This window comes from Halomonas garicola (genome assembly GCF_031935715.1).
Taxonomy (GTDB): Bacteria; Pseudomonadota; Gammaproteobacteria; order Pseudomonadales; family Halomonadaceae; genus Vreelandella; species Vreelandella garicola.
The window spans coordinates 17197-33348 of sequence record NZ_JASSZF010000021.1 but is presented as its reverse complement, the minus strand read 5'-3'; the positions used below and the strand labels follow the sequence as shown (position 1 = coordinate 33348).

14 protein-coding genes are annotated in these 16152 nt (G+C 65.7%); 10 read left to right on the top strand and 4 right to left on the bottom strand.

Going from position 1 to position 16152, the window contains the following annotated elements; all coding sequences use genetic code 11:
- The first annotated feature begins 11 nt into the window (after window positions 1-11).
- From RS027_RS09030 to RS027_RS09005, 6 genes are all read left to right on the top strand, one after another.
- Window positions 12-431 carry a VOC family protein gene (locus RS027_RS09030; RefSeq protein WP_311956305.1) on the top strand — a complete coding sequence of 140 codons (420 nt, stop codon included), beginning with the start codon at window positions 12-14 and terminating at the stop codon, window positions 429-431.
- A 78-nt stretch (window positions 432-509) separates the two neighbouring features.
- The gene (locus RS027_RS09025) at window positions 510-899 is read left to right on the top strand and encodes a DUF4870 family protein (RefSeq protein WP_311956300.1); all 390 of its coding nucleotides are present in this window, start codon (window positions 510-512) and stop codon (window positions 897-899) included.
- A gap of 4 nt (window positions 900-903) precedes the next feature.
- Window positions 904-1830: a lysophospholipid acyltransferase family protein gene (locus RS027_RS09020; RefSeq protein WP_376717591.1), complete on the top strand. Its 927-nt coding sequence runs from the start codon at window positions 904-906 to the stop codon at window positions 1828-1830.
- Window positions 1831-1864: 34 nt separating this feature from the next.
- Window positions 1865-2215 (top strand): DUF4870 family protein, encoded by a 351-nt coding sequence (locus RS027_RS09015; protein WP_311956292.1) that lies wholly within the window; start codon window positions 1865-1867, stop codon window positions 2213-2215.
- Window positions 2216-2287: 72 nt separating this feature from the next.
- Complete coding sequence (gene deoC, locus RS027_RS09010) at window positions 2288-3058, top strand: deoxyribose-phosphate aldolase (protein WP_311956290.1); 771 nt, start codon at window positions 2288-2290, stop codon at window positions 3056-3058.
- Window positions 3059-3203: 145 nt separating this feature from the next.
- On the top strand, window positions 3204-4331 hold the full coding sequence (locus tag RS027_RS09005; protein WP_311956289.1) for an aminotransferase class V-fold PLP-dependent enzyme: 1128 nt from the start codon (window positions 3204-3206) through the stop codon (window positions 4329-4331).
- A 25-nt stretch (window positions 4332-4356) separates the two neighbouring features.
- On the opposite strand, the gene RS027_RS09000 is transcribed toward RS027_RS09005, so the two are convergent.
- Both RS027_RS09000 and RS027_RS08995 read right to left on the bottom strand, forming a co-directional pair.
- Entirely contained in the window at window positions 4357-5769 is a 1413-nt protein-coding gene (locus RS027_RS09000; protein WP_311956287.1) for a hypothetical protein, read from the bottom strand.
- 56 nt (window positions 5770-5825) lie between these two features.
- Window positions 5826-8276 (bottom strand): mechanosensitive ion channel family protein, encoded by a 2451-nt coding sequence (locus RS027_RS08995; RefSeq protein ID WP_311956286.1) that lies wholly within the window; start codon window positions 8274-8276, stop codon window positions 5826-5828.
- A 188-nt stretch (window positions 8277-8464) separates the two neighbouring features.
- Here RS027_RS08995 and RS027_RS08990 point away from each other — a divergent pair, with 188 nt between their 5' ends.
- Together RS027_RS08990 and RS027_RS08985 are read left to right on the top strand one after the other, a co-directional pair.
- A complete protein-coding gene (locus tag RS027_RS08990) occupies window positions 8465-9472 on the top strand; it encodes an amidoligase family protein (RefSeq protein WP_311956283.1) in 1008 nt (335 codons plus the stop codon).
- 56 nt (window positions 9473-9528) lie between these two features.
- Window positions 9529-10203 (top strand): gamma-glutamyl-gamma-aminobutyrate hydrolase family protein, encoded by a 675-nt coding sequence (locus RS027_RS08985; protein ID WP_311956281.1) that lies wholly within the window; start codon window positions 9529-9531, stop codon window positions 10201-10203.
- Here the strand turns inward: RS027_RS08985 and nfi are convergent.
- Window positions 10172-10873 (bottom strand): deoxyribonuclease V, encoded by a 702-nt coding sequence (gene nfi, locus RS027_RS08980; RefSeq protein WP_311956276.1) that lies wholly within the window; start codon window positions 10871-10873, stop codon window positions 10172-10174. The two genes, RS027_RS08985 and nfi, sit on opposite strands and share 32 nt — an antisense overlap.
- Window positions 10874-11085: 212 nt before the next feature.
- Window positions 11086-12774 carry a DEAD/DEAH box helicase gene (locus RS027_RS08975; protein WP_311956275.1) on the bottom strand — a complete coding sequence of 563 codons (1689 nt, stop codon included), beginning with the start codon at window positions 12772-12774 and terminating at the stop codon, window positions 11086-11088.
- A gap of 715 nt (window positions 12775-13489) precedes the next feature.
- Between RS027_RS08975 and RS027_RS08970 the strand changes: the two genes are divergently transcribed.
- Both RS027_RS08970 and RS027_RS08965 read left to right on the top strand, forming a co-directional pair.
- Window positions 13490-14083: a PRC-barrel domain-containing protein gene (locus tag RS027_RS08970; protein ID WP_311956273.1), complete on the top strand. Its 594-nt coding sequence runs from the start codon at window positions 13490-13492 to the stop codon at window positions 14081-14083.
- Window positions 14084-14361: 278 nt separating this feature from the next.
- The gene (locus RS027_RS08965) at window positions 14362-16116 is read left to right on the top strand and encodes a peptidoglycan DD-metalloendopeptidase family protein (RefSeq protein ID WP_311956272.1); all 1755 of its coding nucleotides are present in this window, start codon (window positions 14362-14364) and stop codon (window positions 16114-16116) included.
- Window positions 16117-16152: the final 36 nt, after the last annotated feature.

The window sequence follows — 16152 nt, the reverse complement described above, 5'->3', positions numbered from 1 at the left end:
AGGAAAGTGCCATGCTTTCAGGACTGGATCATCTGGTCATCACGGTAACCGACATTACCCGCGCTGTGGATTTCTATTCCCGGGTGCTGGGGCTGGATGTGCGCTACCGCGACGCTCAGCGCGTGGACCTGATGCTTGGCGACACGGCCCTGCGCCTGCATCAGACCGATACCGACATCGCCCCCATTTCGGCCACGCCGACCCCGGGCAGCCTGGATTTGTGCCTACGCTGCCAGCTGCCGCTGGCCGAGTTCAAACAGCACCTGGACGCCCTGGGCATCGATATCGAGCTGGGGCCCGTCGACCGCCAGGGCGCCAACGGCCCCATTGAATCCGTTTACCTGCGCGATCCCGACGGCAACCTGCTGGAAATCGCCCGCCCGCTGCGCCAGCCGGAAAAAATTCCGCCGGAAGACGACGCCTACCGATGAACCCGGCGCCGCGCCGGGGTACCATGATTCCCGGGCGGCTGTCCGAACGGCGCCGGCGAAACAACAGAGGTAATGCATATGAACGAGGGTGCCACCCAGCAGGCTCCCGGAAAAGGCGAAGTGGTAAGCGAGACGCCCCGCTCGCCGGATACCACCATGGTCACCGTGGTTTACGCGCTCTACCTGGCGAGCTTCGTCGTCGGCTTCACGTCCGTCATCGGCGTGGTCATCGCCTATAGTTACGGCGGCAGCGGCCCGACCTGGCTCGACGAGCACTACCGCTACCAGATCCGCACCTTCTGGATCGGCCTGCTCTACGCAAGCGTCGCGACGCTTTTGACGCTGATCGTTATCGGCTTTCCGCTGCTGCTGGCGCTGGCGGTGTGGTTTATCGTGCGCTGCGTCAAAGGCTTCAAGGGCGTGCAGGAAAAGCGCGCGCCGCACCACGTCGATAGCTGGCTGCTGTAAGCGTATGACGGCTATGCCCCCTGCTCGCAGCCGCCGGGCCGGCGCCGTTGTCTGGCTGTGGCGTCGGCTTTCCGGCTGGCCACACGCCCGGCTGTGGCGCCTGGCGCGCCTGGCCGGTGCGCTGGTTTACCGGCTGAGCCAGCGCGAGCGCGAAGTGACCCGGCGCAACCTGGCGGCGGTCTACCCTGAGCTTGATGCCAAAAGCCGCCGCGCGCTGACCCGGCGCAGCCTGCATCATTCCACTGCCACCATGCTCGAGCTTGGCCACGCCTGGATGGCGCCCCCCGAGCGCGTAGCCGCCGGCATTGTCGCCGTGCACGGCCGCGACAAGCTCGACGGCGCCCGGCAGGACGGGCGCGGCGTGATCGTGCTCGCCCCGCACTTTGGCAACTGGGAAGTGCTCAACTTCTGGCTGTCCAGCCACTTTCCGTTCACCGCCATGTACGAGCCGCCCAAAATGGCCGCGCTCGACCCGGTGATTCGCCACGGCCGCGAGCGCCAGGGCGCCGCCCTGGTGCCCACCAACGCCCGGGGCGTGGCGGCGCTGCTCAAGGCGCTCAAGCGTCACGAAGCCATCGGCATCCTGCCCGACCAGGAGCCCGGCTGGGGCAGCGGCGTCTTTGCCCCGTTTTTCCACCGCGACGCCTATACCGCCACGCTGCTGTCCAAGCTGGTGGCTCGCACCCGAGCCCGGGTGGTGACCGGGGTCGCCCTGCGCGTGCCCGGCAAGGGCTTTGAGATCCACTTTCTCGACGCCGACGAGCAGGTCTACAGCGCCGACGAGGTGGCCTCGGCCACCGGCGTCAACGCCAGCGTCGAAGCCGCCATTGCCCTGGATCCGGCCCAGTACCAGTGGGAATACAAGCGCTACCGCAAGGTCGTGCAAGAACAGCAGGGACGGCCCGACTACCGCGACTTTCGGCTTTACTGACCCTGGCTCCATCCGCCCGCCACGAGATCGCACCATGACCCAACGCCACCCCTCCCGCGAGGAGGCGCGCACGCCGCAAATTGTCTACGCCCTGTTTCTGGGCGGCATCGTCACCGCCAATCTCACGCTGCTGATCGGCGTGATCGTGGCCTACGTTTATCGCAAGGACGCCGCGCCCTGGCTGCGGCCCCATTACCGCTACCTGATCCGCACCTTCTGGATCGGCGCGCTGTATTTCTGCGTCGTCTTCGCCTTGAGCGTTTTCGCCCTGGGTGCCATCCTGTGGCCGCTTCTGGCGGTGTGGCTGGCCGTGCGCTGCGTCACCGGGTTTATCAAGGTGCGCCGCGGCCTCCCGCCAGCCCGGCCGGGCAGCTGGCTCTGGTAAGGTAGCGCTGCCCCGCCACCGCCTTGCCGGCCCGCTGTCCGATACCGCTTTCATCAACCAGTGAGATCCCCCATGCCAGCCTCGATCAATTTGCTACAAGCCGCGCGCCAGGCGCTTCCGCTGCTGGATGTGACCCGCCTTGACACGGCGGACAGCGACGCCGACATCGAGTCGCTGTGCCAGCAGGCCAAAACGCCGTTTGGCCACCCGGCCGCGGTGTGCGTCTACCCGCAGTTCGTGGTGGCCGCGCGGCGCGCCCTGACCGCCCACACGCTGAGCGGCGAGGTCAAGATTGCCGCGGTCGCCAACTTCCCCGAGGGCAGCGGCGACATCATGGCCGCCGCCCGGGAAACCCGGGAAGCCGTGGCCTCGGGCGCCGATGAGGTCGACGTGGTGCTGCCCTGGCGCGCCCTGCTCGACGGCGACGAAGACACCTGCCTTGAGTTTGTGGAGATGTGCCAGGCGGCCTGCGGCGGCCAGGCGCTGCTGAAAATCATCCTCGAAACCGGCGAGCTTAAGGATCCCGCCAAGATTCTGCGGGCAAGCGAAATCGCCATCGAAGGCGGCGCCGACTTCCTCAAGACCTCCACCGGCAAGGTCGCCGCCGGCGCCACGCCCGAGGCCGCGTCCGTCATGCTCAACGCTATCAGGGAAAGCGGCGGCAAGGTCGGCTTCAAGGCCGCCGGCGGTATTGATACCGCCGACGACGCCGCCACCTACCTGTCGCTGGTGGCAGACATCATGGGGCCTGCCTGGATCACGCCGAAGAACGTGCGCTTTGGCTCTACTGCCCTGCTGCCCCACCTGGTCGCTACCCTTGCCGGCTCTCCCGATACGGCCTGATGGCGCCTGCACCGGCGCTACTTTCCCCGGGGCGCGATTCCTCGTATTCTTGATTCCCGCCCGGCGCCTTGCCGGGCAGCCTTAGCCCACCCGCACAACCCACGTGGCCGCCGGGCGCCGGCGCGTCACTCATCAGGAGATCACCATGGCCGGCCTGCTGCCCAATATCGATCCGGAAGGACTGCTGGAATACTCCGTGGTCTACACCGACCGCGCGCTGAATCACATGTCCCAGCGCTTCCAGGACGTCATGCGCGATATTTCCGCCACGCTGAAAGACGTCTACCGCGCCGACGCCACGGCGATCATCCCCGGCAGCGGCACCTTCGGCATGGAGGCCGTGGCCCGCCAGTTCGCCACCGACCAGAAAGTGATGGTGATCCGCAACGGCTGGTTCAGCTACCGCTGGACACAAATTATCGAGCAGGGCCGGCTGACCGATCAGCAAATCGTGCTCAAGGCCCGCCGCCAAAATCCGGGCGACGAACGTTCGCCGTTCATCCCCGTCCCCGCTGAAGAAGCCGCCGAGCGCATTCGCGCGGAAAAGCCCGCCGTGGTGTTTGCCCCCCAGGTGGAAACCGCCGCCGGCATGCAGCTGCCCGACGACTATCTGCGCACTCTGGCACACGCCACCCGCGAGGTTGGGGGGCTTTTTGTGCTCGACGCCATCGCCGCCGGCACGCTGTGGGTCGACATGCAGGAGCTCGGCATCGACGTCGTGGTAACCGCGCCGCAGAAAGGCTGGAGCGGCTCGCCCTGCTGCGCCATGGTGATGCTCTCCGAGCGCGCGGAAAAGCGCCTCGCGCAAACCCAAAGCAGCAGCTTTGCCTGCGATCTTGCCCGCTGGCACGGCATCATGCAGGCCTACGAAAAGGGCGGCCATGCCTACCACGCCACCCTGCCCACGGACGCGCTTTACACCCTGCGCGACATCATGTTTGAGACCCGCGACTACGGCTTTGCCCAGGTCAAGCAGGAGCAGCAGGTGGTCGGCGAAGCCGTGCGCGCCATGCTCAAGCGCCACGGCTTTATCAGCGTCGCCGCCCAGGGCTTCGAGGCGCCGGGCGTGGTGGTGTGCTATACCGACGATCCCGGGCTACCGGCCAAACTCGCCGAACAGGGCGTGCAGGTCGCCGGCGGCGTAGCGCTCCAGTGCGACGAGGGCGACAACTTCCAGACCTTCCGCATCGGCCTTTTCGGCCTCGACAAGCTGCACCATCCCGAGCGCAGCGTGGACAACCTCGAGCGCGCCCTCGACGCGCTGAAGGAGTAGCCCAGCCTGCGGGCAACGCCTCCCCTCAGGCCTCGTTGCTGTCGGCCACCTTGTCCACGGCAACGATACCCGAGCGGCTGATGACCACCTTCCAGCGGGCGAGGTGCGCCCCGGCGTGGTTTTCGGTCTCGCGCACCACCAGGTTGAACAGATGGCGGCGTTCAACGCTTTCGCGCACCGCCTGGCCGTCTTTCAGCCGATAAACGTGGTGGGTGCTGCGGCTCATCAGCCGGGTCAGCTGGGACACGTCCAGGCTCAGAGTTTCCCGGGTGTGCCGGTAGCCGCTGAGAAACCGCGTGGGCGACATCCGCGAGCTCGAACGATAGTGCAGCACCACCTCTTCCCGCTGGGCCATCTTGCGCCGGCGCATCTCGCGTATTGAGGGGTCGAGCGACGCGTAGCGCTTGTAGTCAAACCACTCCAGCTGGCGGCCGACCAGCACGTTGCGCGTCGCATCGCGATATTCCCGGCGCCACTTGGGCCGCCCCTTGCGCAGCCAGTGCCACAGGGTGTTGCGCAAGTCGTCCTTGAACACCTCGCGAATGGCGTACAGCACCGCCATGGCCAGGATAAAAAGCGCCGTGATGTCCCCCAGCTGGTCGCGCACGCGCAGTACGGCGAAGGACACAAAGGCCATGACCACTGCCGTGGCCAGCGCCTTGACCGCTTTCTGCTCGCCGCCGCCGAGCTCCCGGTTGCGCTGCTTGAGGGTAATCGGGTATTCGATCAGCCGGCGCAGCAGGCGCATCTTGTTCGACATCCGCGTGGGGTCGTTCATCACCCGCTCGGCGTTATACTGCTGCTCCCGGCGATAGCCGCTTTCCGCTTCGCACACCGCGATCAGCTCGCGCTTGAGCGGGGTCAGCTCGCTCGAACGCGGCATATACGCCACCACCGCCAGCAGCTGCTGCTCGGTAAACCACGACAGATAGTTGTCGATGTTGGCAAAGTATTTGTAGAGCCGGTCGTCCCTTGGGCGGTTGCGCCGCATCCGCTTGAGGATACCGTCGCTCAGCGACACCATTTCGCGCACCGACTGATCAAAGGCGGCGTCCTTTTCGCGGTTCAGCGCCTCGTCCGTATTCGGCGGGCGCTGGCGAAGCTCCCGGGCGCTGTCCAGCAGAGAGCGCGTGGTGCGCTCCAGAGCCTCCACGTACTGGTAGGCGTAAAGGCTCAGGCTCAGACGATAGGATTCGCTGCCCAGCTGGTTGCGGCTGGCCAGCCGGCTGTGCACCAGCGGCAGGCGATAGGCCTCGCTGTGGTAGGTCCGCGACACCTGAATGGCGCTATGATAAAAGGCGTCTTCGGCAATCAGCTCGGTGCTTAGCCCAAGCTCACCGGGCACAAATAAATAGACGTCCAGCGTGTGCGACGTTTCTTCTTCCAGCCGCCGGGAAAGGCGCAGCTGAAAACTGTTTTTTCGCTCTACGTGGACCACCTGGGCATCGCTCCTTGCCGTTTCGCTGTCTGTTTGGCTGAGTGTTGCGGCCCCGGCTAGTCGCCGTCACCGTCGCCTTCATCGCCGCTTCCCGCGCGGGTTTCGCCGCTGGGCTCGCCCTGCCCCTGGGGCTTGGGTTGGGTCCGGTGTAGCGCCTGCTCCCGGGCTTCTTCCCGGCGCGTGGGCGTAGGCGCGGGCTTGGGCGGCGTGGGCCGGTGGGTTTCCTTGGGCTCCTCGTCGTTGACGCCGGCGGGCTCTTCGCCTCGGGCGGTGCCATCGTCCAGGGTCGTCACGCCGTCGTCGCCTTCGCCGTCTTCCCAGCGGCGCTCGGAGCTTGCCTCCATGCTCAGGCTCAGGCGCGGCACGCCAAGATCCACTTCCTGGGCTTCCATGCGCTGCTTGAGCAAAAGGTTGAACGCCCGGGCCACGTCCCACTGCATTTCCGGCGCGGTACGAAAGCGCATCCGCAGAATCGGGCAGCCTTCTTCAAAGGCGTGAATGCCCTGCATTTCCAGCGGCGCCCAGATGTAGTGGCGCATCATGGGGTTGTTGCGCAGCTCCTGGGCGGTTTCCTGCATCAGCGTGATGGCGTCGTCGATGCGCATGGAGAACGGAATGCGGATCTTCATCAGCGCAATGCCGAACTGGCGCGACATGTTGTGGATCGAGTCAAAGCGGCTGAAGGTGATGATATGAACGATGCCGTCCAGGTCGCGCAGGCGCACGGTGCGCAGCGTGAGCCCCTCGACGGTGCCCATGTGGCCGTTGATCTCGACGAAGTCGCCCACCGCCAGCGAGTCCTCGATGAGAATAAAGATCCCGGTGATCAAATCCTGCACCAGGGTCTGGGCGCCAAAGCCGATGGCCAGACCGATCACCCCGGCACCGGCCAAGAGCGGCGTGACGTTGACCCCGAGGTTGGCAAGCCCGGCGATGCCGGCAATGATCAGGATGGTGACGAAAATCACGTTGCGGATCATCGGCGTGATGGTCTGAGCCCGGGCCTGGTTGACCCGCCGCCCCTGGGTCTTGGCTGACGACACCAGCGCCCGCTGGATCGCGGTATCGGCAAAGATCCACACCAGCCAGGCAAGCAGCATCGTCGCCCCCAGGCTGAGCAGCGCCTTGCCGATGCGCGCCCCGGCCACCCCTTCCTGGCCGAGGCCGAACAGCGAGCCGCCCCATACCTGCATGAAGAGCTCGGCAAACACCATCCAGGAGCAGATGTGCGCCAGCACAAAGCCGACCCGGGCCAGGCGGCGGCGATACTCGCGGTAGCGCGGCGGCCGCCGGCGCCTCTTGCGCCGCTCGCCGTGGCGGCGCAGAAGCCCGGTCACGACCAGCGTCAGCACCAGCAGGCTCGCCGAAATGATCGAGCGCGCCAGCGCCGAGCCCACGTCGCCCACGCTGATGAAAATCGCCAGCAGCGAGCCGCCCACCAGCAGCAGCGCGGGGACGTGCCACATGCCGCCCAGCGCCCGACTGAGCTCGACGGCCGTGCCCGCATCCCGGCGCTGCTGATACGGCCGGTTGCAGATCAGGTGGCGGATGGGGCGCTTGAACTTGATGATAAAGCGAGCCGCGACCAGCGCTGCCAGCATATTGGCCAGCACCGACACCAGACCGGAGAAGTCTTCGCCGAGCATTTCCACCAGGCGGCTGGAAATCAGCGCGTCACCCAGCGCAATCAGCGCCCCGATCATGAACAGGGTGCGCAGGGCGCGCTGCTGCAGCAGGCGCACGGCGGTAAAGCGGTGGCCGCTGCTGAAAAAGGCGATCACGGTTTCAAACACCACCGACAGCGCCCGACCGCACACGCAGACGTAGGCCACCACCAGCACCGCCGCGCGCCCGGGGCTTGAGGGCATGATCTGCCCCAGGCCGAACACCACGGCAAAGGCCAGCACCCAGGGCAGCATGCGGCGGAAGAAGTGAATCGCCATAAGCCGGCCGCGCGGGTCCCGGGGCAGGTCATGGGGCCAGCCCCGGCGGGTCGCAAGCAGGCGCCCGAGGGCGATCATGATCACCAACAGTCCTACCCAAACGATGCCCAGCACCGCGCCGTCGGCCACGGCGCGGATCATGCCGGCGCGCCCGGGGCGGTTGACCAGCTCGCGCAGCTCAGCGCCTCCTTCGCGCAGCTGCTCGGCCCACTGCTCGGCCGGCGTTCCGCCCTCCTGGGCCTGCTCGTTGATGTCGGTCAGGGTATCGGCAAGCGCCCCCAGCAGCCCCTGGCGGCCGCCGCTTTTTTCCACGGAGGCGTCGGCCGCCGCCTTGAGGTCGCGCAGCGACTTGAGCAGCTGCTCGCGCTGCTGGCCGTCTTCCAGCGTGGCGATAATGTCATCGAGCGACTGCTGCAGCGACGCGCTGTCGGTCGTTTCCTGACCGGCTTCCTGCTTGAGTCCGGGCAGCGACACCCCCTGGGCATGCGCCGGCGTGACAAGCGTCAGCATCGCGATGAAAAACGCCAATATCAGGGCGCTGAGCGTAATAGTGTGCTGTCGCACTTGCCTCTCCTGAACGTGATCCTGAACGTGATCGTGAAAACGGCTGATAGCCGGGCGCGTCGCCGGCTCAGGGCCGGCGGGCGGCCGGATTTGGCCTGCCTTTGTTCCGATGTGTCGCGCAAGCCGATATGCGCCCCGCCCGATATGATAATCTGAGCGCACTTTTGGTTCACCTCACAGGACGGCCGATGACGCTGCAAGCTCCCCCCGCCCCCCGCAACGCCCAGGGCCGCATTCGCCGCGTCGGCGTGGAAATCGAGTTTGCCGGCCTGCCGCCAAGGGATACCGCGCTGGTCGTGCGCGAGCTGTTCGGCGGTGAGCTTAACGCGGTCAGCCCCCACCGGCTACAGGTAGAAAACACCCGCTGGGGCGAGTTCGTCATCGAGCTGGATACCCAGTATGCCCACCCCGACCGACGAGTGCTCGACGACCGCATCGCGCTTGACGGCGAATGGGCGCACCACCAGCACCAGCTGCGCACGGAGTTCCACCAGAAGACTCGCGAGCTCATCGGCGACATGGTCACCGGGCTTGTGCCCACCGAGATCATCTGCCCGCCGATCCCCTGGAACGAGCTCGACCTCCTCGATCGCCTGTTTGACGCCCTGCGCGAACACGGCGCCAAGGGCACCGACGCCAGCCTGCTGTACGGCTTTGGCCTGCACCTCAACCCCGAAATTGCCTCGCCGGCCGATGACGATATCCGCGCCATGCTCCAGGCCTATCTGCTGCTGGCGCCCTGGCTGCGCGACGACATCAAGGTCGACATCACCCGCGAAGTGCTGCCCCACGCCAACCCCTTTCCCAAGGACTACGCGCTCAAAGTGCTCGCCGCCGACTATCGGCCTAAGCTGGCCGAGCTGATCGACGACTACCTCCACGACAACCCCACGCGCAACCGCGAGCTGGACATGCTGCCGCTGTTTGCCCACCTTTGCCCCGAGCATTCCCACGCGCTGCTGCACAGCCGGCTGACCAAGCCCCGGCCGACGTTTCACTATCGGCTGCCCAACGCCCAGCTGTCCCAGCCCGGCTGGGGGGCCGTTACCGAGTGGAACCGCTGGGTCGAGGTGGAAAAGCTCGCCGCCGACCGCCAGGCGCTGGCCGAGCGCAGCGCGGCCTATATTGCCGACCACAGCCGGCCGTTTTATCGCCGCTGGGCCGATAAGCTGCGCCGCTTGTTCCATTCGCGCTAGGCGCTTGCCCCGCCGCCCATTTACCCCTTTGCCACCATCAGGAACGCCCAAGCCGTATGTCACGCCCCCTTATCGGCATCACCACTTCCGACCGAAAAAGCCGCCTGGCCTGGTGGTTCGACTGGTTCGCCGTCTGGCGCCACGGCGGCCAGCCGCTGCGCCTGTCCCCGAGTCGCGCCCGCCCGGCGCATCTTGACGGGCTGATCATCGGCGGCGGCGATGACATCCAGGCCAACCTCTACGACGCCGAGCTCCAGCTCGACGTGCGCGTGGACCCCGAGCGCGACAGGCTGGAACTTGCGCTGCTCGAACACTTCATCCCTTTGGCTACGCCGGTGCTGGGCATCTGCCGGGGCGCCCAGCTGATCAACGTCCACCTGGGCGGCACCCTGGACCCGGACATCTACACCACCCACGAGGGGCTCAAGCGCCGGCGCACCGTGCTTCCGCGCAAGACCGTGGACATCACCGAACACAGCCGGCTGCACGCGCTCTTGGGCGTGCGCTGGTGCCGGGTCAACAGCCTTCACCACCAGGCGGTGAACCGTACCGGCGAGGGCGTGGAGATCGTCGCCCGGGACCGCGACGGCCTGGTGCAGGGGATCGAATCCCGCCGCCACGACTTTCTACTCGGCGTGCAGTGGCACCCGGAATGGCTGATCTTCAACCGCCCCCAGCAGCGCCTGATCCGCGCGCTGGTCAAGGCCGCCCGGGCGCATCGCGACGGCTAGCCAGGCGGTCGGCCAGCCGGGTGGGTTCGGGCAGCTTGGTGCGATACAAAAAGCGCAGCGTCCACTCAAGGGCCGTGGCCTGGCTGACCCGGTGCCCGGGCGACACGTACAGCGGTTTGACCCGGGTGCGCGAGCGCAAAACCGTGCCGATCACCTCGCCCTTGTGCTCGAGCGGCACCCGCTCGCCCCGGGTTTCGCCCACTTCGGCGTGGCGGCCGCACAGCCGCGACTTGGCGATGCCGATGGCCGGCAGATCGAGCCACAGCCCCAGCAGCGAGGCGACGCCCAGCCGGCGCGGATGGGCAATGCCCTGGCCGTCGACCATGACCAGCTCGGGCCGGGTCTCAAGGCGTGCAAAAGCGCCCAGCGCCGCCGGGGTTTCGCGAAACGATAAGAGCCCGGGGATGTACGCCATGCGCGTGGGCTCACGGTAAACCACCTGCTCGACCACCTCGAACGGCGCGCCCTCTTCCCGCCACCGGAGCACCACCACCGCGGCCCTTGTCGTGGCGCCGTCGTCTTCAAAGCCGATATCCACCCCGGCGACGTGGCGCACCGGAGCGATGCGGTCTTCAAGCACCACGCGCCGGGCCAGCCGCGACTGCAGCGCCATGGCATCCGCCGGGGCAAGGTTCCATTCATGCAGGGTTTCCGGGGGCAGCACGGACATAGCCTCTCCTGAGACGGCGTTGCGGATACGTTGGCGAAAAAGCCGGTGGAAAAAGCGGGTGGAAAACGTGAGTGAAAAGCGGTACCAAGCGCCCGGGCGCTCACTCAGACGCCCATCCAAACCACAGCACCCCCGCACCGGGATAAGCGGCACGGGGGTGCTGGCGGGCCGTCGCTAAGCGCTAGCCGACGGCGTTGGTACCGCGGCCTGGATCAGGCGCGGCGACGCACCGGCGCCTCGCCGTCGCGGCGGCGCGGGGCGCGCTCCGGTCCGCGGTCTTCGCTGATCTCAAGCGGACGGCCGGAGACCTTGGCCCGGGCCATTTTCGCCAGGATCGAGGCCGGCAGTCCCTTGGGCAGTTCGACCACGGAGAAGGCGTTGCGGATATCGATGCGGCCGATACGCGCGCCTTCAATGCCGCCTTCGTTGGCCAGCGCGCCGACCAGCTGGCCGGGCTTGACGCCGTCCTTGTGGCCCACGGAAACGCGGTAGCGGATCATGCCTTCGCTGGGGCCGCGGTCCCGGCGCGGGCCGCTGCTGTTACGGCTTTCGCGCGGGGCGCGCTCCTTGCGCGGCGCCTGGAGGCGGCCAATGGGCGCTTCGTCGGCCCGGGCCATTTGCGCAAAGGCGCAGGCCAGCTCGACGGGATCGTGGCCTTCTGCCACCAGCCGCTCGACCAGCGCGCGCTGCTCGTCGGCGCCCTGGGTCAGGGACGCGACCACGCGCTGATGGAAAACGCTGTCCCGGTGGGCGCGAATCGCGGCTTCGTCGGGCAGCGGCATGTCGGCCATTTTCTGCCCGGTGGCCTGCTCCATCCAGCCGACCTTGCGGCCTTCGCGGAAGCCGGCGAAGGTGATCGCGATGCCGCTGCGCCCGGCACGACCGGTACGGCCGATGCGGTGGGTATAGGCTTCGCTGTCCTGGGGCAGGTCGTAGTTGACCACGTGGGTGATGCGCGGCACGTCAAGCCCCCGCGCGGCCACGTCGGTGGCGATGAGCACGTCGACCTTGCCGCGCTTGAGGCGCGTAATGGTGCGCTCGCGCAGGCTCTGGTCGAGATCCCCGGAAAGGCCGGCGGCATTCACGCCCCGGGCGGTGAGCTGCTCCACAAGCGTGGTGCAGGCCGCACGGGTACGCACGAAGACGATGGCGGCGTCCACCGGTTCGACTTCCAGAATCCGCGACAGGGCCTCTAGCTTGGCACCGCCGTCCACGCGGACCACGCGCTGCTCGATGTTGTCCGCCGTCGAGGCGCTCGACCCCATGGTCACCTTCACCGGATCGACCAGGTAGCGGTTGACGATGCGCTCGATTTCGGTGGGCAGCGTCGCCGAGAAAAACACCCGCTGGGCGTCCTTCGGCGTGTCGGCGACCACGCGCTTGACGTCGTCGATAAAGCCCATGCGCAGCATTTCGTCGGCTTCGTCGAGAACCAGCGCCGACAGGCCGCCAAGCTTCAGGCTACCGCGGTCCAGGTGGTCAATCACCCGGCCCGGCGTGCCCACTACTACCTGGGCACCGCGGCGCAGCGCGGAGAGCTGCTCGCGGTATTCCTGGCCGCCGCACAGGGTCGCCACTTCCAGCCCCTTGATGTCCTGGCCATACTTGCTAAAGGAGACCGCTACCTGCTGGGCAAGCTCGCGGGTCGGCGCCAGCACCAGCACCTGGGGTTCGCGCCGCTCAAGGTCGAGACGAGACAGCAGCGGCAGCGCAAAGGCGGCGGTCTTGCCCGTGCCGGTCTGAGCCTGGCCGAGCATGTCGCGGCCTTCTAGCAGCGCGGGAATCGTTTTCGCCTGGATGGGCGAAGGCTCTGTATAGCCCTGACTTTCCACGGCAGACAAAACGGCAGGCAACAGAGCAAGATCGCCGAAACTCGGCGAAGCGACAGAAGTCGAGGTCATTAATCACACCTTGGTAGGCCGGAAAGCTCCGGCAAAAAACATCAAAAGCGTCTCTGACTCCAGACCTGAACGGCCTCCGACAACGCCGGTCAGCCGCCCTGACACTGCCGCCACGTCGGGCATAAGCAGTCAACAGGAGCCGGTTTCAAAAAGTTGGTTTCAACGAGCCGATTGCCACGAGCCGATCACCCTAATGTGATCCAAAAATAAAATGACTCAATAGCAATGTGACTCAACAACGGCTGAAAACAGAGAGTCTGAGACGCCGGTCGCACCTGGCATACGAACGGGTAGCGCTAGGCAGTCCGTCCGCTGTGGCGACCTTGCTGCGCTAATTTCACCCGTGCGGTGAAATTGACAAAGCGCGCCATCTTCTCATCAGAAAACATCCGCCGAACGAATGTTTTGCACGCGCACGGCAAAAAAACAGGCCGGCGCCACGTTGTGATGGAGGGGTCAACACATGCGAGGAGCGCACATGCTACCACTTCCTTTCGCGCCGCGCCAGCATTTCACCGGCGCCTTCTCGTTCCGTCCGGCGCTTTCATCGTTTTTACCCATTCCAGGGTTTGCAGTCGCGCCCTGTTCGACTAGCTTGTAAAAGGTGATCGGGCGCCTTCACTTATTGTTCCCGGCCCCGACACTCATCCGGCAGGTGCTGGCAGCTCATTCGAGCCCACCCACCCCGGAATAAAAGCAGACAAGGAGTTGAGCCATGCGCAAGAATACCTTGATGACAGCACTCGGCGTTTCCGTACTGAGCTTCACACTGGGCGCACAGGCTCAAAGCGGTCAGCCGCAAGAGCAAACCGGCCCCCAGGGCATGTATTCCGCCGACAACATCCTCGATGCTGACGTTTACGTCGTGAACGGTTCGGGCGATCCCATTGGCGAAGTCGAAGACATCCTCTTTGACGAGGAGATGAAGGTATCCGCCCTGGTGGTGGAAAGCGGCGAGGTGCTTGGCCTTGGCGGCCGCGAACTGGTCGTCGGCAGCAACTACTTCACGCTGGAAACCTACACCGAGCAGGATGACGACGACATCAACGATACCGAGCACCGCGTGATGGTCGACGCCACCTCCGAAGAGATGGAGCAGTTCCCGGCCTATAACAACGACTGGTGGAAGCAGGCGAAGTCCAACGCCAGAGACGCCTGGCAAACCACGGAAGAAGGCGCCAAGAGCGCTTGGCAAACTACCCAGGAAGGCGCCCAGAACGCCTGGCAGAAAACCAAGGACGCCGCCTCTGACATGGGTAACGACGGCGTGGACAACCGCAACGACGACATGGGCAACCGTAACAACTGAGCCTGAGCACGCCGACAACATCGTCAACGGGCACCCTTCGGGGTGCCCGTTTTGCATGCGCCCCAGCCAGTGCCGAAATTCGCCGGATTCGCCCGGCGGTGCCCGCCCCGCTGTCAAACTTTTCCCCGCGGCTGTCCAACTACGGTTTCAGCCTTGTATTAAATACCGAGTTTGTGTATGGATGTACAGTCTATGCACTTCCTCGCGCATGAGTTAAGGTTTCGTGGCTTACTCCTTACAGATGTTTTTTTCGACACGATTTGGCGGCCTTTTCACTCATGTTGCGAATCCTTCATTCGCTGCCCCGCACGCATAAATTTTTACTGTTACCCGTGGCCACCATGGTCACCGTGCTGGGCGGACAAAAGTTACTCACGACCTATCAACATCATAGCCAGCCAGACGCGCCGGTAAAGAACGTGCTCGTCCCGCTTGCCGATGACGCCGCGCCCAGCCTGCCGGCGCTGGCCAAAACCGGTGCCCAGCGCGCCAGAACCCCGGTGGCCACCGCTATCGATGAAGCCTCCCGCCTGCTCGACGCCACTCGCGACAACATCCCCCTGAAGGATCTCAGGGCGTCGGAGGTGATTAACCTGGACGTGATCCGAAGCGCGACGGCCGAGCCTTTGGACGACGTTCTAGAGCTCCCCGCCCAGCGCCTCGCCGCCAGCGACAAGACGCCGCTGGATGAAGGCGCGCAGCACATGGCCACCGTCATCGGCACTCTGGCCAGCGGCATGCTCGCCGCCAACAGCGCCGACGCCGGCATTGGCGCGAAAGACAGCGCCGACGCTACCGAGAATCAGGCGCCGATAGCAGACGCCACCTCGTACGAAGACTACGGCATCGACAGCTTTGACGAAGTGTCCTTTCTGCCGCTGGAGCTCGCCGCGGAAAAGACCTATGTGCCCCAGTGGCAAACCCACACCGTCAGCTCCGGCGAGACCTTTGCCGTCATGGCCCAGAACGAGCTGGGCCTGGGCTACAGCGAAGTCCTCGATCTGCTGGACGAGCTTCCCGATTCGAATATCTTTAGCCGCTGGCGTGTCGGCCAGAGCTTTGACTACCAGCTGGACGAAAACGGCAAGCTGCTGACGCTGAAGATAATGAAAAACGTCCGCGACGGCGTGCTCATCGACCGCCGCGACGGCGACCTTGACGTCAGGTCCATCGAGCGCAAGGGCGAGCCCGTGCAGCGCCTTTACGCCGGCACCGTCAGCGGCAGCTTCGCCCGCTCGGCCGAGGCTACCGGTCTCGACAGCCGTTCGGTCACCAAGCTGACCCGCCTGCTGAAAAAGAAATATGACTTCCGCCGCGACAGCCGCCGCGGCGACGAATTCCAGGTGCTCGTCGAATCCGACATGATCGACGGCGAGTCGCTGGGCTCCCGGGTCCTGGCGGTGAAGTACCAGGGCCAGCGCATGAATCTGACCCTGGTCCGCAATCCCGACAACAACAACTTCTATACGCCGGGGGGCGACAGCCTCGACCCGGCTTTTGCCCGCTACCCCTTCGAGGGCAGCTACCGGCTGAGCTCTAACTTCAACCCGTATCGTAAACACCCGGTCACCGGCCGCACCAGCCCGCACAACGGCACCGACTTCGCCATGCCCATCGGCACCCCGGTCACCGCCCCTGCCGCCGGGCGCGTGGAGCGCGTGGTCAAGCACTATGCGGCCGGCCGCTATGTCGTCATCCGCCACGACAATGGCTATCGCACCCGCTACCTGCACCTCTCCCAGGCGCTGGTCAACAAGGGCGACCGGGTGGAAATGGGCGATCGCATCGCGCTTTCCGGCAACACCGGACGCAGCACCGGCCCGCACCTGCACTACGAAGTCCACGTGAATAACGCGCCGGTCAACGCCATGAAAGTCGATCTGCCGGAAAATACCCGCCTGCACGGCGATACGCTGGTGGCGTTCCAGAAGCAGGCCGAGCCCATGGTCGCCGCGCTGGAAAGCGGCGATACAGGCACCGTCAGCGTGGCCTCCTACCGCCGCCACGAGGAAGACGACGACAGCGACAGCTAACCTTCCCGCCGGGCACCTTCTCTCCAGACAAAAGCG